22 protein-coding genes and 2 pseudogenes are annotated in these 17511 nt (G+C 38.6%); 6 read left to right on the top strand and 18 right to left on the bottom strand.

Going from position 1 to position 17511, the window contains the following annotated elements; translation table 11 throughout:
- Positions 1–109 precede the first annotated feature (109 nt).
- The 3 genes from HEQ36_RS06510 to HEQ36_RS06500 all read right to left on the bottom strand — a co-directional run bounded on the left by HEQ36_RS06510 (position 110) and on the right by HEQ36_RS06500 (position 3356).
- Complete coding sequence (locus HEQ36_RS06510) at positions 110–1381, bottom strand: pitrilysin family protein (protein ID WP_053540361.1); 1272 nt, start codon at positions 1379–1381, stop codon at positions 110–112.
- A gap of 13 nt (positions 1382–1394) precedes the next feature.
- Positions 1395–2636: a pitrilysin family protein gene (locus tag HEQ36_RS06505; RefSeq protein WP_168636791.1), complete on the bottom strand. Its 1242-nt coding sequence runs from the start codon at positions 2634–2636 to the stop codon at positions 1395–1397.
- 144 nt (positions 2637–2780) lie between these two features.
- On the bottom strand, positions 2781–3356 hold the full coding sequence (locus HEQ36_RS06500) for a cold shock and DUF1294 domain-containing protein (RefSeq protein ID WP_168636613.1): 576 nt from the start codon (positions 3354–3356) through the stop codon (positions 2781–2783).
- 94 nt (positions 3357–3450) lie between these two features.
- On the opposite strand from HEQ36_RS06500, the gene HEQ36_RS06495 reads away from it, so the two are divergent.
- Positions 3451–3744, top strand: coding sequence for a hypothetical protein (locus HEQ36_RS06495; RefSeq protein WP_053540358.1), 294 nt, complete (start codon positions 3451–3453; stop codon positions 3742–3744).
- A 19-nt stretch (positions 3745–3763) separates the two neighbouring features.
- On the opposite strand, the gene trmFO is transcribed toward HEQ36_RS06495, so the two are convergent.
- Both trmFO and HEQ36_RS06485 read right to left on the bottom strand, forming a co-directional pair.
- Positions 3764–5086: an FADH(2)-oxidizing methylenetetrahydrofolate--tRNA-(uracil(54)-C(5))-methyltransferase TrmFO gene (gene trmFO / locus HEQ36_RS06490; protein WP_027404427.1), complete on the bottom strand. Its 1323-nt coding sequence runs from the start codon at positions 5084–5086 to the stop codon at positions 3764–3766.
- Positions 5087–5583: 497 nt separating this feature from the next.
- Positions 5584–5841 (bottom strand): hypothetical protein, encoded by a 258-nt coding sequence (locus HEQ36_RS06485; protein ID WP_053540357.1) that lies wholly within the window; start codon positions 5839–5841, stop codon positions 5584–5586.
- Between the two features lie 334 nt (positions 5842–6175).
- Between HEQ36_RS06485 and HEQ36_RS06480 the strand changes: the two are divergent.
- Positions 6176–6391, top strand: a pseudogene (locus HEQ36_RS06480) (pyrroline-5-carboxylate reductase family protein); the annotation flags it as partial.
- Positions 6392–6438: 47 nt separating this feature from the next.
- Here HEQ36_RS06480 and HEQ36_RS06475 read toward each other — a convergent pair.
- Together HEQ36_RS06475 and HEQ36_RS06470 are read right to left on the bottom strand one after the other, a co-directional pair.
- The gene (locus HEQ36_RS06475; protein ID WP_168636614.1) at positions 6439–6702 is read right to left on the bottom strand and encodes a type II toxin-antitoxin system RelE/ParE family toxin; all 264 of its coding nucleotides are present in this window, start codon (positions 6700–6702) and stop codon (positions 6439–6441) included.
- A complete protein-coding gene (locus tag HEQ36_RS06470) occupies positions 6695–6964 on the bottom strand; it encodes a hypothetical protein (protein ID WP_233455538.1) in 270 nt (89 codons plus the stop codon). Before HEQ36_RS06470 ends, HEQ36_RS06475 begins: the two co-directional genes overlap by 8 nt.
- A gap of 531 nt (positions 6965–7495) precedes the next feature.
- On the opposite strand from HEQ36_RS06470, the pseudogene HEQ36_RS06465 reads away from it, so the two are divergent.
- Positions 7496–7717: pseudogene (locus tag HEQ36_RS06465) on the top strand (pyrroline-5-carboxylate reductase family protein); the annotation flags it as partial.
- Positions 7718–7804: 87 nt separating this feature from the next.
- Here the strand turns inward: HEQ36_RS06465 and HEQ36_RS06460 are convergent.
- From HEQ36_RS06460 to HEQ36_RS06430, 7 genes are all read right to left on the bottom strand, one after another.
- Positions 7805–8176 carry a DUF5615 family PIN-like protein gene (locus HEQ36_RS06460; protein ID WP_168632271.1) on the bottom strand — a complete coding sequence of 124 codons (372 nt, stop codon included), beginning with the start codon at positions 8174–8176 and terminating at the stop codon, positions 7805–7807.
- A complete protein-coding gene (locus HEQ36_RS06455) occupies positions 8173–8403 on the bottom strand; it encodes a DUF433 domain-containing protein (protein ID WP_168636616.1) in 231 nt (76 codons plus the stop codon). The genes HEQ36_RS06460 and HEQ36_RS06455 overlap by 4 nt, the downstream gene beginning before the upstream one ends.
- 34 nt (positions 8404–8437) lie before the next feature.
- Positions 8438–8644, bottom strand: coding sequence for a DUF2281 domain-containing protein (locus tag HEQ36_RS06450; protein WP_168636617.1), 207 nt, complete (start codon positions 8642–8644; stop codon positions 8438–8440).
- A 144-nt stretch (positions 8645–8788) separates the two neighbouring features.
- Positions 8789–9040, bottom strand: a complete 252-nt coding sequence (locus tag HEQ36_RS06445) for a hypothetical protein (protein ID WP_168636618.1) — start codon at positions 9038–9040, stop codon at positions 8789–8791.
- Positions 9041–9279: 239 nt separating this feature from the next.
- The gene (locus tag HEQ36_RS06440; RefSeq protein ID WP_205748582.1) at positions 9280–10020 is read right to left on the bottom strand and encodes a hypothetical protein; all 741 of its coding nucleotides are present in this window, start codon (positions 10018–10020) and stop codon (positions 9280–9282) included.
- A gap of 33 nt (positions 10021–10053) precedes the next feature.
- The gene (locus HEQ36_RS06435; protein WP_053540352.1) at positions 10054–11016 is read right to left on the bottom strand and encodes a hypothetical protein; all 963 of its coding nucleotides are present in this window, start codon (positions 11014–11016) and stop codon (positions 10054–10056) included.
- Between the two features lie 132 nt (positions 11017–11148).
- Positions 11149–11397, bottom strand: a complete 249-nt coding sequence (locus HEQ36_RS06430; RefSeq protein WP_168636793.1) for a DUF2281 domain-containing protein — start codon at positions 11395–11397, stop codon at positions 11149–11151.
- Between the two features lie 80 nt (positions 11398–11477).
- Between HEQ36_RS06430 and HEQ36_RS06425 the strand changes: the two genes are divergently transcribed.
- The 3 genes from HEQ36_RS06425 (at position 11478) to HEQ36_RS06415 (ending at position 15412) form a co-directional block, all read left to right on the top strand.
- Positions 11478–12098 (top strand): type I restriction endonuclease, encoded by a 621-nt coding sequence (locus HEQ36_RS06425; RefSeq protein ID WP_168636619.1) that lies wholly within the window; start codon positions 11478–11480, stop codon positions 12096–12098.
- 37 nt (positions 12099–12135) lie between these two features.
- Positions 12136–12570 carry a DUF29 domain-containing protein gene (locus HEQ36_RS06420; protein ID WP_168636620.1) on the top strand — a complete coding sequence of 145 codons (435 nt, stop codon included), beginning with the start codon at positions 12136–12138 and terminating at the stop codon, positions 12568–12570.
- 160 nt (positions 12571–12730) lie between these two features.
- The gene (locus tag HEQ36_RS06415; RefSeq protein ID WP_168636621.1) at positions 12731–15412 is read left to right on the top strand and encodes an RNA helicase; all 2682 of its coding nucleotides are present in this window, start codon (positions 12731–12733) and stop codon (positions 15410–15412) included.
- 77 nt (positions 15413–15489) lie between these two features.
- Here the strand turns inward: HEQ36_RS06415 and HEQ36_RS06410 are convergent, their stop codons facing one another.
- The 4 genes from HEQ36_RS06410 to HEQ36_RS06395 form a co-directional block, all read right to left on the bottom strand.
- The gene (locus HEQ36_RS06410; RefSeq protein WP_233455539.1) at positions 15490–15798 is read right to left on the bottom strand and encodes a hypothetical protein; all 309 of its coding nucleotides are present in this window, start codon (positions 15796–15798) and stop codon (positions 15490–15492) included.
- A gap of 126 nt (positions 15799–15924) precedes the next feature.
- On the bottom strand, positions 15925–16776 hold the full coding sequence (locus HEQ36_RS06405; RefSeq protein ID WP_053540346.1) for a hypothetical protein: 852 nt from the start codon (positions 16774–16776) through the stop codon (positions 15925–15927).
- Between the two features lie 6 nt (positions 16777–16782).
- Positions 16783–17193: a hypothetical protein gene (locus HEQ36_RS06400; RefSeq protein WP_168636622.1), complete on the bottom strand. Its 411-nt coding sequence runs from the start codon at positions 17191–17193 to the stop codon at positions 16783–16785.
- Positions 17194–17239: 46 nt separating this feature from the next.
- The gene (locus HEQ36_RS06395) at positions 17240–17422 is read right to left on the bottom strand and encodes a hypothetical protein (protein WP_168636623.1); all 183 of its coding nucleotides are present in this window, start codon (positions 17420–17422) and stop codon (positions 17240–17242) included.
- Between the last annotated feature and the right edge of the window lie 89 nt (positions 17423–17511).

Raw genomic sequence — 17511 nt, 5'->3', positions numbered from 1 at the left:
AACCCTTGGAATTGCTTGATTTCACTTCGTTCCATATGGCTAACGCCACGCTGCGCTAACGCAATGACATTGTGTAATTAATTCTGTCTCACTACTTAAATTTAAGGTTTCACAAAATAGCTGTCTGAATGGCTTCTTCTGGTCCAACTAAAGATAGGTATGGTGCTTGTAAAAACTTACAAGCGGATGTAATTGCTTCCGTTGCAGTGACATTATTAATTAATTCGGGAAATTGTTGATCAAATTCAATCCCTAAACCCAAAATTTCATACCAACCATATATTTGAGCAATATGTCCATTAGTTTGTTTACCCAAAGCATATTGACCAATGATTTTATTTTTAGCAGTTTGTAATGCTTCTGCTGACAGTTCGGTGCTACACAATAGTTCTACTTCCTGGCGAAGTCCATTAAAAGCAACTTTGGTATTTTCCGGTGCAGTGCCAATATAAACTACAAAGGCAGCGGGAAAAAGTCGAGTTGAATAAATAGCAGATACGTCATAAGCTAAACCTTGCTTTTCCCGTAATTCTACAAATAAACGACTAGAAAGACCATTGCCTAAATAGGTAGCAAGTAACTTGAGGGCTGCATATTCTGGGTTAGTTACTGATGGTCCTAAATAACCCAGCATGATAATTGATTGTTGTGTATTTAAGGGTTTGAGGCAAGGTTTAGGTGATACAGTAATTGGTGGTAAATTCAGGGTAGGTTGGGCGGAATTTGGTATTTCCCAATCACCAAAAATCTTTGTTACTAATTTCTCAGCTTCTGCTGGGGTAATGCGTCCAGCAATGCTAATGACAATATTATCAGGACGGAAATGAGTTTGGTGATATTCTACTAAGTCAGACCGGGTAATGCTGCTCATCGTTGTTTCATCACCTAAAACTGACATAGAATAGGGATGATTTGGGTACATTACCTGACGCAATTGTTCAAAAGCCAGACTAAAAGGTTGCTCTTTTTGGGAACGAATATCTTGGATTGCTAACCGCTTTTCTAGTTTTACCTGATTTTCAGGAAAAGTAGGCGATCGCAATAATTGTCCGGCTAATGATAAAATGTCAATAAAATCAGTAGTGACAGTTTTCAAAGATAGCAAAAAATAGTCTGTAGCCGCATCTGTGCTTAAACTAGCTCCCACAGATTCAACTTTTTCGGCAATTTCTAAACTCGATAAACCATCACATCCCTTTGTCATCACCGCTGACAACAAATGAGCTAACCCTGCTTTTTCTCGCTGTTCATGACAACTACCAGCGCGAATAAAAATCCGTCCCGCAATAATATCAGCAGCTTGATTTTCTGATACTAACAAAACAATGCCATTACTTAATACGGTGCGATGAATCAGAGAGCGACTATTAATAGTTTGCATTTTCAGTTAATAATTAACAAGGTTTGAGCATGGTGACCGCATAATTAGCTGATGAAAGATACTGTTGAGCTAATTTTTGCAGTTCTTGAGGATTGAAAGACTGGATTTCTTGAGGATAGGTAACAGCTAATTCAGCGTTAGCAATAGTATGATAATAACCATAAAAATTAGTTAGCTGATTTGGTGTTTCCGTAGAAAAGGCATAATCATTACATAAAAACCTTTGAATACGATTTAGTTCTGACGTGCTGATTTCTTGATCTTGTAATTCTTGTAAATGATCACAAATCAAATCCTCAACTCGTTCTAGATATTCTGATTCTAACCAAGCCGTAATTGTCAATAAACTTGATTCTTGTTGGAGAGAAAAATTGCAGCAAATCTCTTGAACAAGTTGCTTTTCTTCCCGCAAGTCAGATACTAACCGAGAAATTCTCCCTTCTCCTAGCAGGACTGATAATAATTCTAAACCATGAACAGCCCGAATTTCTTCTACTCCCGGTACTTTCCAAGCCATCATTAACCGCGCTTGTTCTAGTCTGGGTAAGATTAACTCATGACGACGAATTCCGTTAATTAGCGGTGCTACAACTTTGGTAAATTGGGGACAATTATCCCGTTGCGGAAAATCTGCAAACGAACGGTTAACCAATTCCCTCGCGGCTGTTTCGCTAATTCCCCCCACCACAACCACAGTCATATTTTCTGGTTGATAGTAACTGCGATAAAAGCAGCGCATAGCTTCCGGGGAATGCTGCATTAATTCTTCCTCAGTTCCCAGTACAGAACGTCCATAAGGGTGACGTTGGTAAACATTTTTCACAAGAGATTGAAAACCAACCCAATCGGGATCATCATTGTAACTACGGATTTCTTCTAACACCACATCCCGTTCTCTGATAAATTCATCTTCAGGAATGGCTGCATTCAGGAGTAATTCCCCTAAATGGGGAAGAGTATGCTCTAGGTGATTAGCAGCGGTTGTAATGGAATAATGGGCGTAATCGTGGCTTGTTGCGGCATTACTCACCCCGCCAATTTTTTCGATGTGATAATCAAATTCTCCAGGAAGCAGGTTTGATGTCCCTTTGAAAATCATGTGTTCTAGAAAATGTGCCATTCCAAACCAAGGTTCTGGTTCTAGGTTAGTTCCCGCACGCACCCAAACGTCAGCTACCACTACGGGTGTAGTGGATATCTCTTGGTGAATGAGTGTTAAACCATTATCTAGTTTGACAACAGAACCGGGAAACACATTGTTAGTTAGTTGTTTTGACAATTTTTATAGTTTCAAGCACAATATAATTTTGTCATTCTAACCTTGTATTTGCTAAAAAATAAAGTTAAGTCATACAGATTTAGTAAATCACCAAGTTTTACGGATAAACAATGCTTACACTCATCCCAGTCTCAAATTGTATGGCTGCAAAAATAACCAATACGTCCAACCAGCCAAATGAATAGCTACAATAATCCAATAAACTGACTGATAGGAAGACTTTTTACTCTTATGGTGAAGTGTATTCTGAGCAATAAAACCACCAATCCATCCACCGATTAACTCCCAGAAATGTAAAGTTTGTTCAGGAGTACGCCAATTTCCGTTAGTCGCTTGTTTTTTATCATGTGCATAAAACCAATAAGTAATTAATCCTGTCATTGGATAAATAGCCATTAGTAAAGAATTTCTATAAATCATTGACAGCTTGACTGTTCCCCAAATAGGTAAAATTGATAAAACAAGTAAACCAATCATCCACCCTAGAAATTTCTCCTGAATAGAGGCGTTAATAGCCGTGAGTTTGCCTTTTTCATCAGTTGTTAGTTGGTATTTAATAATATCTCCTTCTTGAGGGCGTTTGCGCTTATTTCTTAAACTGGAGATATGCAAGAAAACTTTCTTATCTGTATCATCTAATTTAATAAATCCAAATCCGCGATCATCTTTCCAGATCGTTAATTTCCCTTTGTGCATTTAAAAATTTTTGAGGTTATTTAACTTGATTGTGGTTTAATTAATTTTATACATTATTTTTGTGTATAATAAACTAAAAATATTAAATGTTTTTATGAAGACACGCCCAGGAATTTTATTACTTACTTTAGTCATCCCTGGTTTATTGGTAGTATTGATATCCCTTTATTATTTTGGTACTGATTATGACGCACTAATAAAAGCTGAAAATTATTTAGAAAAATTGGTAAAAGAGGAAAAGCCTAATGAAAGAACTTTACAATTTGCATATCATCGAGCCTTAGCCCATCGAATTAATGTTTTTGCTGATGCTACTTGGGGATTATTGGGAGGTGTGATTACAGCAGTGGGAATACATGGTTTAGTGATGTTGAAGGAGAAAGATTAAAACACTTCCTCCTATTAATTTAAACGGCTAAATTTTCCGTTTTCCAAGTTGCCAAATCTGCCAAGGATCTATCCCGATAACGTCCGTATTTTTCCGGTTTACTCTTAATTTTCACACCCAAATCTGGCACAATGCCAAAATTAGGAGCCATCGGTTGAAAATGCTTTGGTGCGGCGGATCTGATAAACTCAAATAAAGCCCCCATCATCGTTGTCACGGGCAAAATTAGGGGTTCTTTTCCTAAAGCTAATCTAGCAGCATTTGTTCCCGCTAACCAACCTCCAGCGGATGCAGCAGTATAACCTTCTGTTCCTATTAATTGTCCCGCAGCTAGTAAAGTTGGACGTTCTTTAAATTGCAAACTTGCAGACATTAACTGTGGTGCATTTAAAAAAGTATTGCGGTGCATTACTCCTAACCTGACAAACTCGGCTTTTTCCAAACCAGGTATCATTTGAAAAACGCGCTTTTGTTCACCCCAACGTAAATTAGTTTGAAAACCTACCATATTCCAAAGTTGACCGGCTTTATCTTCTTGTCGTAATTGAATTACCGCATAATTACGTTCTCCATTGCGAGGATCAGATAAACCCACGGGTTTGAGCGGTCCATAACGCATGGTATCTTCTCCCCGTCTTGCCATTTCTTCAATTGGTAAACAAGCTTCAAAAAATTTCGCTGTTTCTTTTTCAAAGTCTTTTAATTCTGTTTGTTCCGCTTGACAAAGTGCTTCTCGAAATTGTAAATACTGCTCTTTATTCATCGGACAATTTAGATAAGCTGCCTCACCTTTGTCATAGCGAGAAGCCATAAAAGCAATATCTTTATTGATAGAATCTCCCGTAATAATGGGACTCGCAGCATCAAAAAAGTTGAGATATTCCATCCCCGTAAATCGCTGTAAATCTGCGCCTAAATCGGGACTGGTTAAAGGACCAGAAGCTAAAACAACAATACCTTCAGGAATTGCGGTAACTTCCCCGCGACGGAAATCAATTAAAGGGTGATTTGCTAAGGTTTGGGTTAGATCTTCCCCAAATTGTCCTCTGTCTACCGCCAAAGCCCCACCAGCAGGGACTGCGTGTTCATCTGCTTTGGAAATGACAATAGAACCGAGTTGGCGTAATTCTTCGTGTAAGAGACCGGCGGCGCGATCGCTCGCCATAGCCCCGAAAGAGTTACTACAGACCAATTCTGCCAAATTTTCGGTATGATGGGCAGGACTGAAGCGTTTAGGGCGCATCTCGTGGAGAATCACAGGCACGCCAGCTTGGGCTATTTGCCATGCTGCTTCTGTTCCCGCGAGTCCGCCGCCAATTACTTGTATCGGTTCTTGTGTCATAGCCGTTTTTTATACTATCAATCATTAGGAGAATGCCAACCACTTATTACCCACCGTTTACGAGCAAATATAATCACTGGGTTGTTCATGCGTAGCCTAATTATTGTAGCGCGACCTATAGCAGTTATACCTTCCACTCTTGTACCGTCAGGACTCCAGGTAAAATGTTCTGACCATTTCTGTTTGCGAGGGTGAAAAAGTGATTTTGTTTCGCCAGTTAAGTAGGTTGGCTTTGAAAATTGTCGTTATGGCAAAGCAAAAGGCACTCATGCAAGAGGCAAGAGTGAAGAGGGTTTGGGCGATTTTACCTTTCTTTACACAGATTGGTTTTATTGTGTTCACCTAAGTAAGTAGGTGAACAGAAAAATTTAAAGGTATATAACGGTATGTAAAGTTGTCTCAATGCGAGATTCTGATTGGGTTTCAGCCATTTTACAAAACGCAATACCCCTCATTTTTATTTTGTTTACCTACTTAGACAAACGTTTAGGTCTTCATTATACTAAAAAAGTTCCCAGTAACCCAAAAGCTAACAGTAAATTTGGCAAAATGCGACATAAATAATCTATTTGTTCACAGGTAAAGGTAAATCCCTTGATTGTTTCCTGACTATAAATTTGATCTATTAATGCTCCTGTGTTTACCTGTTCTAATTGTTTACTAGCTTCTTGAAATCTAGCTTCTAATGTTTGGATAATTTTCCGTTGTCCCCCCGCTGATATTGTTTTGATTAATCTTTGGACTTCGTTAGTCAATTATTAAATGGAGATAAAGAGATATGCGAAGAAAAATAGTAAATAGAGATGGGATAACAACCAGCAAGAGAGTGATGAGAATCAAGTAAAGTGGTATTGGTGGCATAAAGATGACCTTTGGTAGTGCAAGAAGTTTGTGAGAATTGGGTAATTTAACGTAAAACCTGTAGCCCGCCTGGGAATGAATTCCCAGTCTAATAGCAAAAGTCATCTGAAGATGACTAAAAATCCCCAGTTTATACTTGAGAAGGTAATAACTTGCGTTTTTACATCATAGCGAAGCGCTCCGTAGGAATCGCTGTCCTCAATTTCATTCACTTAGCATAGAAGAGCGATCGCTCAACAACTAGCTGTACAAACGGTCTTAGGAACAGCTACACTGTTACAAGAAACAAAAATCCACCCAGCGGAACTCAAGGATAGAGTTACCAGTCCTGGTGGGACAACCATTGCCGGTGTCAGCGCCTTGGAAAAAGCCGGTTTTCGTTCCGCTGTGATTGAAGCCGTGAAAGCCTCAAAAGAACGCGCTCAGGAATTGGGGAAAGGGTAAGAGGTGAGGTTGTTGATCCAATCTACCAGTAAAATCACAACTCACATTTACTGTTCATATACTTCACTACGGTGAGCGATAGCCACAACAAATACCTGCACAACTTCATCTTCTATTGAATAGATTACTCTGTAGTCGCCGATTCGGTAGCGATAGTACCCGGCATAATCTCCCTTGAGGGCTTTGATGTTGGGATGCGACTGGGGGGTTTGCTCTAGCTGCTGTAAACATCGGGCAATTTTCTTTGCTAGGGCTTTATCAGCATTAATATAAACCTTTTGGGCATCGGGATGGAGAATAACTTCATACATCAGAGCGAAGAGTTCTCCAGTTTGTGTAATGGGTTTTAGAAGTTGTTTGATTTTGCTTAACTCGTTCTAGCAATCCAGGAATTGCTAAAAGTTCTTGGGTTGCGGCTTCGCTTTCAGCATTTGCTAAGTAAGCTGCAAAATCAGCAAGGACTTGTAATCGCTCTGGTGATAGTTGCTTGAGTAAGTCATTAAGCTGATTCTGTAACTCTGTCACAGATACTAAAACCTCCGATGATCTATCTGAACCTGGGGAATTATCCATAGTATTCATTTACTTGCTTCCACTTTCTGAAATTGCTAAATTAGCTGTTGGGAAATTTTGTAGTTATTCAATCTATTGATCACATTTATTGATATCAAACTTATAAGGAAAAAGTGTGATCACTAATAATCTTCCTTTTTGCGGTCAATAATATCAATTATCAAAAAACCCTGATCGGTTTTTTTAAATAGTAACCGCACAGTGGGATCTACTCTGACTACCCACGTATCTGTATCCTCAAGTTTATCAGACTTTAATCGCTGTGATTTATCAACATCTAGCTACTTTATTACTTTAGAAACCCTATTTTTCTGACTTGATGGCATGGTTTCATAAGCCATCAAAGCTTTTTCTCTAAATTGCACAGTCATATTTATATCTCCATAAACTAGCAGCAGGGGAAGAAATCAAAGGTTTACCCCTATATCATAGCCTTATTTAATCCGCTTCATTAACGTACCCTAAAATATAGTGCGATAGCGAAACGCTCCGTAGGAATCGCTATCCTCAATTTCATTAAATTGGTCTGGGAGAGCGATCGCTCAACAACTAGCTGTACAAACGGTATTAGGAACAGCTACACTGTTACAAGAAACAAAAATCCACCCAGCGGAACTCAAGGATAGAGTTACCAGTCCTGGTGGTACAACCATTGCCGGTGTCAGCGCCTTGGAAAAAGCCGGTTTTCGTTCTGCTATCATTGAAGCCGTGAAAGCCTCGAAAGAACGCGCTCAGGAATTGGGGAAAGGGTGATAAGTGAAGTTTTTTTATGATATGCAGCACGGGAAATTACAAAATACAGCGGTTTATGGTTGAAAACCCAGAAATATCCACTCCCTCTTAACCACGTTTAATGGGTAAAATACGCACCCTAGATTGGGCTTTGTCAACTGTTAGCAACGCACCGGAAAAAAGAGAAGATTCAAACTGGTTCAGGGCTGAAATTACTATATTTTCAATGCTACTAGGCAAAATATCCTGAGTCCGAACCTGAATAACACTGGGAGTATTTGCACCCGTGGCAGCTAACAGAGAACCGAAGTCTAAATCGTGGGTAAAGACGATATATCCATTAGTTCTTGCCCACTCCATAATTACCGAATCTTTCTCACGGGTATCGCCAACGGTAGACCAATGGACAGCGATAATATTATACCTCCCAAAAACCGCTACCCAATCGGGGGAAAGATTCATATCAATCAAAATTTTCATGCACTTATCAACGGGACTTCAATTTCTTCAGCCCGCCATGCAGCATAGGCAAGAGCTTCATAGATATCTACTTCTTCAAGGTATGGATAAGCCTTGAGTATATCACTTGCACTGTGTCCAGATGCCATTAGTCCAACGATAGTACCAACTGTGACACGCATTCCCCGGATACAGGGTTTGCCGCCCATTATTTCTGGGTTGCGGGTAATTCTAGTGAGGTTTTGCATAGCTGATTAGATTGGGAAACCAGAAATGGCTGCGTTAATATTTTCCATTATCACTCTTTTTTACTGAATTTCCCAAGGCTGCAATTGAAAGCAAAAAGTTTTTACTAGTTTTTTGGGATTGTTTTTCAGTTGCTTTATAGCGCAGGTAATCAACAAAATTGATGAGTTCAGTAAGTGAATCTTCTGGCAATGTCTTAATTGACTCAATAATCTGCTCTCGATTTTTGGTTAAAGTATCCATATCTTTATTTAAAGGAATGCTGCTTACTTCAAATACACTATTCTATTTTGACTGAAATTGCTAAATTAGCTGTTAGAAAATGTTGCAGTTCTTGAATCTGTTGATCACATTTGTTGATATCAAACTTATAAGGAAAAAGTGTGATCACGAATAATCTTCCTTTTTGCGGTCAATAATATCAATTATCAAAAAACCCTGATCTGTTTTTTTAAATAGTAACCGCACACTTCCATCTACTCTTACCACCCACGTATCCGTGTTATCGAGTTTATCAGAGTTTAATTGGTGTGAATTTTTGACATCTAGCTGCTTTATTAACTGAGAAACTTTATTTTTTTGATTCAATGGCATGGTTTCATAAGCCATCAAAGCTTTTTCTCTGAACTGTACAGTCATCTTATATCTCCATAAACTAGCAGCAGGGGAAGAAATCAAAGGTTTACCCCTATATCATAGCCTTATTTAATCGCTTCATTAACGTACCCTAAAATATAGTGCGATAGCGAAACGCTCCGTAGGAATCGCTATCCTCAATTTCATTAAATTGGTCTGGGAGAGCGATCGCTCAACAACTAGCTGTACAGACAATCTTAGTAACATCAACACTATCTATTAGCAAGCCGTCAAATTGTGATTTAATTCACAAGAAGTAACTTATAACTTGGCAGTTCGGTAAACTGATCATAGAACTTGGTCTTTATATCTAAAATTTCTCTTTCCATCTCAAGAAAATATTCTCCATTTTTTTCAGTTTCTAGCATTTCTCTTAAACGTGATCCCAATCTACCTGAATGAGTAGATGATAAAAGTGATGCTTTCTCCATAGATTCTCTAGCATCGTGACAATAGTGAGGATAGTAAAAGCGTGATTGATTGTCTCCACTAATACTCAGTTGCTTAGACATTCTTTTCCAAAATTCACCATATTCAACTGAGATCAAAATCTCACCCCAAAATCTCAATACAGTTAATAACTTGATATCACATAGTTCAGATCCAGCAACACTGATAAGCGATTCAATCTCCTCAATTGTACGAGTTGTTGTAACTGTTTGACGAGAACCTGAAATCTCGGACTGCGTAGCTCCAAGAGAAATTAAGTCATAAACTAATTCTTCCCTGTGTGATGGCGTATTTCCATTGATATCAGGGTACTCTTCCCGTAAAATCTTTCGAGCTATCTTGGTAGCTTCTATATCTGTAAGACCATCAATCGCCATATCATAAACTTTAGTAAATTCGAGCGAAAGGAATCTTCGCTGAAGAAGTATTTGAAGAAAATCCTTTTGAGATATAAACTCAATTCCTTGAAAAACTTTGTGACTTCTAAATAAAGCAATCAGTTTCTCTTCTTCGTTGTCAAGATTGGTAATCATTAGTGTTCTCTATTAAACGTTAAAGGATTATAATTAGAATTTGTCAGCCATAATACTGATTTCCGTTCGCCAATTTCTCACATCAGAAAATTCCTGTCCAATACTCCATAACATTGCTACTTCCCTAGAGACTGATTTTCCCAGAATAGAAGTTTCACTCTGTACTTCGATTTGAGGGGCTTTTATAGCAAGTTGTCCATGAAAGAACAGGCTTACAAAAAAGTGTTCATCAACATTATATACAGAAATTGAAGGCATTGCATTATAAAGCTTAATCTGCAAATATTTTCTGTTTTCCTCGTCTACTCTCTCAGCAATGTCACTTAATACATCAAGACAATGTTCTACACCTGATCTAACTTGGTTTTCTTGAAATTTAGAAGTACCAAACCTGTGTAATGCTTCACTACGTAATGTTGCAATACCCGAATTAGGGTACAGCATCAGAATCTGCACAGTGTTTTTTTTACTTAAAGCATCTACTAAGGCATCAGCTAAAAAATCAAGATTTGGAATCCATGTATTCAAAATAGTAACTTTTTTTGATCTACCAATGAGCTTCTCAAAATCTTTATCATATAAGCTTTGATGAACAGCTACTATTCCAGCATAATGAGCTTCCTTCAGCAACTGAGACATAGTTTCTATATCAAATTTGGATAGAATTTCTTCAATCTTGAGCAAATGCCCAATTTTAGTAGTTGGTTCACGTAACTTCTTAACTACATCCTCAACCAATAATTCAGATAACTTTTCAGTATCATTTTTATGACGAATAGATTGAATACGTCGATATATAACAAATGACAATATGAAAAGAAAGGGAACTGGTATCAAATTTGTAAGTATACTTTTTAGAAACTCCAATATCCCTGGAGGAATATTTTGTATTGAAGAAACTACGAAGTAGGTAGCTACTAATGTTATCAATGCGACTATAGCTACGATAAATATTAATCTTTCAACTTCTGCCAAAAGTTCGGTTTGTCTTTTCATGTTTTTTATTGGCACTTAATTTTTATGTATCAAAAAATTTATCTTTTGTATAAATTTTTCTATACTCAGACTATAATATCACACTACTGGTGCGTTTTGCGGGTCAAGGGTGTTGGTATCCAAAATGTACATCTAAAGGCTCTCCCGTAGAATGTCTTGTCCTGATTCGGTGCGAATTTCTTCTAAAGTGGGAAAGTCATCTTTCCAAGTTCCAGCAAGTGAATAAACAAATTCTGACCAAGGTAACTGATCAATATTTTCAACATTTTGACTGTTATTTAGATGTTTAGCACAGATAAATTCAGCAAAAGTCAGAATCTCGTCAGCTTGATCTGGAGGAAGAGTTTTGACAAGTGCATAAATCTGTTCAGCAATAGTCATAATCATAATAGAGTTTTAGATAAAATCAGGTCGGTGAAATTATTTTATCGTAGATGCAACTACTGAGACAAAAATCCACTATGCAAACACTAGCCGTTACTGAAACTATCACCACCATCGCTGAAGCAGAAAAACGATTTGGCTTGAGTCGCAGCGAATCTGAGGATTTTTTTACAGAATGGCATAATCAATTACCTGAAATTAATCCCAATGACCGCACCAACCTAGAAATTCTCTGGAAACGTTATCTTTATCATCGTTCAGGTGGACATTTATTAGAAAGTACGGTGATGCTATTACTCGTTTCTCCATTACTTACAGTTGCAGGTTTATATGATCCACCTTTTCGCATCAAAGCAGAAGAATCTGTACAAATAACAATAGCTGATAGTGAAGAAACCCTCCAGGGTCGAATAGATTTACTGGTATTGCAAGATCAACTATGGGTAATCGTTTTAGAATCCAAAAAAACCATTTTATCAGTTTGGTCAGCATTGCCACAAACCCTGGCTTACTTAATGGCTAGTCCCAACCCTAATCTACCTAACTTTGGAATGTTAACCAATGGTGACGATATTGTATTTGTCAAACTAGAAAATAAACACTATGCCATATCACGAGTATTTTCCCCATTGTCCACCCAAAGCGAATTAGAATCTGCCTGTCAAGTTCTGTACAAAATTGCCGAAATAGTAAAATGATAAAAAAGTGTAAAATTAGGGAAAGAGGAAAAATACTATGCTAACCCAAACAGATTACGCCCTCTGGATTGAAGAGACAATTAATCTATTGAAAGAGCAAAATTATCATAGTGTTGACTGGGAAGACTTAATTGAGGAGATTGAAAGTTTGGGAAGGAGTCAAAAGCGAGAATTGCGAAATCGGCTCATCACAATGTTAGAACATTGTCTTAAACTTTGTTATTCAGACTACGTTCAAGACTATCGTGGTTGGACAGAAACAATTAAGCGTAGTCAGCGAGAATTGAAAGGCTTATTGGAAGACTCTCCCAGCTTAAGACCGTATTGGGATGAAATATTTATAGAATGTTATATCAGCGCATTAACGACTCTGCGAGAGAACTCTGATTATCAATCTTTTTCTTTTCCTGATGATTGTCCTTTTCCTCAAGAAATAGATCAAATTTTGCAACAAACTTCTTGGCAGAAGTAGTCAGTGTAATTGCTTGGCGAGGTCTCCGCAAAATTGCTGAAATAGTAAAATGATTAAAAAAAGCTCAGTAATAGCCTCACAACTTGCGCTTTTCATATCAACGTAGGAAACCACGAATCACGTTATGATAGTGGACAGTCTGCTTGTAAATTATGATTGAGTGAATTATTCTCCCTTCGCTAATGAAATTGACATTGAGTCAATATTCCCCTTTGAATTAGATCAATTCCAGAAAGAAGCGATCGCCTCCCTCAATGCTGACCGTTCAGTAGTTGTCTGTGCGCCCACAGGTTCAGGAAAGACCCTCATCGGGGAATATGCTATCTATCGCGCCTTATCTCGCGGGAAACGGGTATTTTACACCACTCCCTTAAAGGCGTTATCTAATCAAAAACTCCGAGACTTCCGCGAAAAATTTGGCTTTGATCAAGTTGGACTCCTCACCGGAGACGCTTCCATTCATAGGGATGCACCAATTTTGGTCATGACCACAGAAATTTTCCGCAATATGCTCTATGGCACGCCCATAGGTCAAATTGGCATCTCCTTAGCTGACGTTGAGGCTGTAGTGCTAGATGAGTGCCACTACATGAACGATCGCCAACGGGGTACAGTCTGGGAAGAATCCATCATCTACTGTCCCCGCAGCGTCCAACTTGTAGCCCTTTCTGCCACCGTTGCCAACAGTGATCAACTTACCAGTTGGTTAAATCATGTTCATGGGCCAACAGACCTGATTTACTCCGATTTTCGCCCCGTTCCCCTAGAATTTAACTTTTGTAATCCCAAAGGATTGTTTCCGTTATTAAATGAAACTAATACCAAAATTAATCCCCGCTTAGTCAAAAAGGCTAAAAAAGGATATTGGGAAAAAGGCAAAGCTGGTAGACCAGAACCGCCCGGTATTATTTATACCCTGAGCCAACTCCAAGAACGGGATATGCTTCCCGCCATTTACTTTATCTTCAGTCGTCGGGGCTGTGATAAAGCCGTTGAAGAAGTTGGTGATTTATGGTTAGTTAATAATGATGAGTCCCAAATCCTCCGCCAACAAATTGACGAATTTTTACGCCGTAACCCCGATGCTGGCAGGGCTGGACAAGTTGCCCCACTGTATCGAGGTATAGCTGCCCATCATGCCGGCATCTTACCAGCTTGGAAAGGATTCGTCGAAGAACTGTTTCAGCAGGGATTAATTAAAGTAGTATTCGCCACAGAAACCTTAGCAGCGGGAATTAATATGCCCGCCCGGACAACAGTTATTTCTACTTTGTCTAAACGCACTGATAACGGACACCGCTTACTCAATGCTTCGGAATTCTTGCAAATGGCAGGGCGGGCTGGTCGTCGCGGGATGGATATGCAAGGTTATGTAGTAACATTACAAACCCCCTTTGAAGGCGCAAAAGAAGCATCCTATTTAGCTACATCCAAAGCTGATCCCTTAGTTAGTCAGTTTACACCCAGTTACGGTATGGTTTTGAACCTGCTGCAAACCCACACCATAGAAAAAGCCAGAGAACTGATAGAACGCAGTTTTGGACAATATATGTCCAATTTGCACCTCCAACCAGATTTTGAAGAACTGGGACAATTTCAAAGCGAATTATCGCAAATTCAATCACAACTGGCGGCAATTGATGAAAGTGAATTGATGCAATATGAAAAACTGCGTCAACGCTTGAAAGTAGAACGCCAAATTTTCAAAACCCTGCAAGAACAGGCACAGGAAGATAGACAGGCACAACTGGCAATGATGCTAGATTTTGCCATATCTGGAACTATGTTGAGTCTCAACGACAGAAACGCCATGTCACCCCTACCAATAACAGTAGTGCTGGTTGACAAAGCCGTGAGTGTGGGTGAGACATCTTACTTTGTTTGCTTGGGGCAAAATAACCGTTGGTATGTGGCAACTTCAGCAGATATATTAGATATGTATGCAGAAATGCCACGAGTAGAAGTTCCATCTGAGCTAATACCACCTTCAGAATTGAGCTTGAAACGAGGACAATCAATTCGTGGTGATGAAAGCACCATTGCGATCGCTCAAAGCATACCCAATCCTGAAGAATTTAACCATCTACCCACAGAAGTAAGAGAACAACTCAGTCGCCTAACTGCTGTCCAAGAACAGTTAGAAAACCATCCCATTTATAAATCGGGTAACATTGCCAAAATATTCAAAAATCGAGCGCGTTGTGTCGAATTAGAAGCAGAAATTGAACACCTACAAGAACAGGTATCACTACAGTCTCAAAGATATTGGGAAGAGTTTCTCTGTTTAATTGAAATTTTGCAATTCTTTGAATGTTTGGATAACTTAGTTCCCACAAAATTAGGAGAAATTGCCGCAGCCATTCGTGGTGAAAACGAATTGTGGTTAGGTTTAGTTCTAGCCAGTGGAGAATTAGATAATATTGGTCCCCATAACCTAGCAGCAGTAATAGCCGCCTTGGTGACAGAAAGCCCCCGCCCAGATACTAAGGTTGATTTCAACCTGTCTACAGAAGCAGATGCAGCCTGGTTAACATTACAACCTATTCGCCGTTCTGTGTTAAAGGTACAGTATCGTCATGGGGTAGCCTTACCTGTAGGTTTAGAAACTCGTTTTATCAGCTTGATTTCCTTGGTGGAACAATGGGCGCTAGGGGTTGAGTGGAAAGCATTATGTGAAAAAACCACTTTAGATGAAGGGGACGTAGTGCGAATTTTACGCCGCACTCTAGATTTATTATCCCAGATTCCTCATGTTCCTAATTTACCAGATGTGTTGCGACGCAATGCTCAACGAGCGATGCAGTTAATTGATAGATTCCCTGTGAATGAAACAATGGAGTAATTAGGGTTTATATAACTTATATTTGCAGTCAGATCCCCGACTTCTTAGAGAAGTCGGGGATCTCAAACCCTTACGGTTTACAAATCAAAGATGAAACTTTTACCTTTTCTAATTGCTTGTAAGGCTTTGATCTGATGGGAGTAAAGTTGGGTGATTCCTAATGATTGTAGGGCTTTGATTAGTTGTTTTGGTAGGTCTTTGGAGATGGTTTTGAGGTTAGGTTCGGTGGCGGGAATTGTTTGTTGATAGAGTATTTCTTCTGCTAGAAATTCGGTGATTTCTGTTGGTTCTGGGGGATGATTATTTGAGGGGGAATTTTCGGGAATGGGTGTGGTAGGTGGTGTCCACAGGCTTTGTAGTAATAAGCTGTAATTGGGCGTGTTCATGGTGGTGTTTTTTGAACTTTGCCCTCATAAATCCCCCATTGGGGGAAGATATTAAGTTGACAGAAGTAAACTCTGAATTTACAAAGTTATTTTTGATAAATGCTATAGTAATTTACTAGAAAATTATCATCTGGCAAAGATTTTCCTCTCTGAAGGATGTTTGTAATGGGGTTGATTAATTGTTGGACATAAATAGTCAAAGGAATTATCAGTATGTTCTAGTTGCATATTCCGGGGTGCATTTAAAGCAATGACAGCATCTCCAATTTTTTCACAACGGTTGCAGTCACAGGCTGTTGCTCCTTGAGCTAATATTTCTTTTAAATTATTGGCAATATTAATAAATCCTCTAGTATTTGAGTTTTTGGGTAGTTGAGCAGCAATTTGAATTAATTGCTCAATTTCTGCACGGTATTGTACTAAAAGAACTTGGTCAATCTGACAGTTGCTGCGACATTTTTTTACATCTCCAAATTCATCAGCAAACTGTTTTAAGCCAGCAGCCAGATTTTGTAAGTCAAGGGTAAGCGGTACAAGGGCGCGGGTACAGGTGGTAGAATCTGTATTGGTATTATTAAACTTTTTTCTGAGTAGAAGTTCAAAACGTTTGATATAAATTCCTAAAATAGAGATAGCTTTTTCTTTATCTTGGGGACTACTAAAGTTGAGTTGGTGGGTGCTAAAAAGTTGGGGAATAAGTTGTAAAATAGCTTTAAGTTCGCTGGTTTTAAATCTATTACTCCACAGTGCAATAGCATCGCCAATATTATTTATAGTTTCTAGGCGCAGCACAAAGTAGAAGGAAATAAGATTAATCAGATAACTGCGCCTCATCTCCATCTGCACGTAATTAGAAATATAAAGCGTTTGGTCAGTAAGTTGAGATTCAAAATACTGCTTATAGACTTGCGTACCTAGTAGCAAAGAACGTAAAACTGAGGTATCTAGAAAGTGTTGAGGAATAGATTTATCATCCATTTGCTATTATTCCTCGTCTTTATCTATATCCAGGCTTTCATCAAGTGTTACCCCAAATGCTAGGGTATCAAAGCCTAAGTTTTCTAGAGTTAAAATTGCTGTTTCAACTGATGAATTGTTGATTGTTTCTTGATTTACTAGGGATGTAAGTAATTCACAAACTCCTTGATATTGACTGGCATTATAGTCAATCCAACGGTTAGAATATGCCAGTGCATCATGCAGTGCCATTACCACTTCTGTATAGGGGTCAAACGGTAATTTATCGCGCATAATACGCATGGTACGCAGTAAGTTATCTGCATAGACAGATGCTATTGGTTCTCCAGAGCAAGAGGCGAGCTTTTGTAAATCTACTAAGATAGTCTTGGTAAGTTCTAATCCTGAAACTTCTAAGACATTCTGCTTAATGTTCATTGTTTTTGTTTAATAATTTTTGAGGGTTTAAGTTAGCTATTGGCTTCTATTTTAATACATATTTATTCCTATTGATAATTATTGGTGAACAGAGTATTTCTTCTCCTAGAAATTCAGTCATATCTGTTGGTTCTGGGGGATGATTATTTGTGTGGGAATTTTCGGCAATGGGTGTGGTAGGTGGTGTCCACAGGCTTTGTAGTAATAAGCTGTAGTTGGGCGTGTTCATGGTGGTGTTTTTTGAACATTGCCATTATAAATCCCCCAGTGGGGGAAGATGTTAAGTTAGGATAATTATTATGGTTTGCATTCAAAAAA

Source organism: Anabaena sp. 54, from assembly GCF_017355725.1.
GTDB classification, from domain to species: Bacteria; Cyanobacteriota; Cyanobacteriia; order Cyanobacteriales; family Nostocaceae; genus Dolichospermum; species Dolichospermum heterosporum.
Note: the sequence above shows the minus strand (reverse complement) of the source record. Positions and strands in the feature narration are given on the sequence as shown.

Excerpts from the sequence above, each read along its gene's own strand:
- HEQ36_RS06395 (WP_168636623.1), bottom strand. The coding sequence starts at position 17,422 with ATGAACACGCCCAACTACAGCTTATTACTACAAAGCCTGTGGACACCA.
- HEQ36_RS06470 (WP_233455538.1), bottom strand. The coding sequence starts at position 6,964 with ATGGATAATTCCCCAGGTTCAGATAGATCATCGGAGGTTTTAGTATCT.
- HEQ36_RS06410 (WP_233455539.1), bottom strand. The coding sequence starts at position 15,798 with ATGAACACGCCCAATTACAGCTTATTACTACAAAGCCTGTGGACACCA.
- trmFO (WP_027404427.1), bottom strand. The coding sequence starts at position 5,086 with ATGACACAAGAACCGATACAAGTAATTGGCGGCGGACTCGCGGGAACA.
- HEQ36_RS06455 (WP_168636616.1), bottom strand. The coding sequence starts at position 8,403 with ATGCAAAACCTCACTAGAATTACCCGCAACCCAGAAATAATGGGCGGC.
- HEQ36_RS06435 (WP_053540352.1), bottom strand. The coding sequence starts at position 11,016 with ATGAAAAGACAAACCGAACTTTTGGCAGAAGTTGAAAGATTAATATTT.
- HEQ36_RS06445 (WP_168636618.1), bottom strand. The coding sequence starts at position 9,040 with ATGACTGTACAGTTCAGAGAAAAAGCTTTGATGGCTTATGAAACCATG.
- HEQ36_RS06425 (WP_168636619.1), top strand. The coding sequence starts at position 11,478 with ATGCAAACACTAGCCGTTACTGAAACTATCACCACCATCGCTGAAGCA.
- HEQ36_RS06510 (WP_053540361.1), bottom strand. The coding sequence starts at position 1,381 with ATGCAAACTATTAATAGTCGCTCTCTGATTCATCGCACCGTATTAAGT.
- HEQ36_RS06475 (WP_168636614.1), bottom strand. The coding sequence starts at position 6,702 with ATGTATGAAGTTATTCTCCATCCCGATGCCCAAAAGGTTTATATTAAT.
- HEQ36_RS06495 (WP_053540358.1), top strand. The coding sequence starts at position 3,451 with ATGAAGACACGCCCAGGAATTTTATTACTTACTTTAGTCATCCCTGGT.
- HEQ36_RS06500 (WP_168636613.1), bottom strand. The coding sequence starts at position 3,356 with ATGCACAAAGGGAAATTAACGATCTGGAAAGATGATCGCGGATTTGGA.
- HEQ36_RS06440 (WP_205748582.1), bottom strand. The coding sequence starts at position 10,020 with ATGATTACCAATCTTGACAACGAAGAAGAGAAACTGATTGCTTTATTT.
- HEQ36_RS06405 (WP_053540346.1), bottom strand. The coding sequence starts at position 16,776 with ATGGATGATAAATCTATTCCTCAACACTTTCTAGATACCTCAGTTTTA.
- HEQ36_RS06460 (WP_168632271.1), bottom strand. The coding sequence starts at position 8,176 with ATGAAAATTTTGATTGATATGAATCTTTCCCCCGATTGGGTAGCGGTT.
- HEQ36_RS06450 (WP_168636617.1), bottom strand. The coding sequence starts at position 8,644 with ATGGATACTTTAACCAAAAATCGAGAGCAGATTATTGAGTCAATTAAG.
- HEQ36_RS06400 (WP_168636622.1), bottom strand. The coding sequence starts at position 17,193 with ATGAACATTAAGCAGAATGTCTTAGAAGTTTCAGGATTAGAACTTACC.
- HEQ36_RS06430 (WP_168636793.1), bottom strand. The coding sequence starts at position 11,397 with ATGACTATTGCTGAACAGATTTATGCACTTGTCAAAACTCTTCCTCCA.
- HEQ36_RS06420 (WP_168636620.1), top strand. The coding sequence starts at position 12,136 with ATGCTAACCCAAACAGATTACGCCCTCTGGATTGAAGAGACAATTAAT.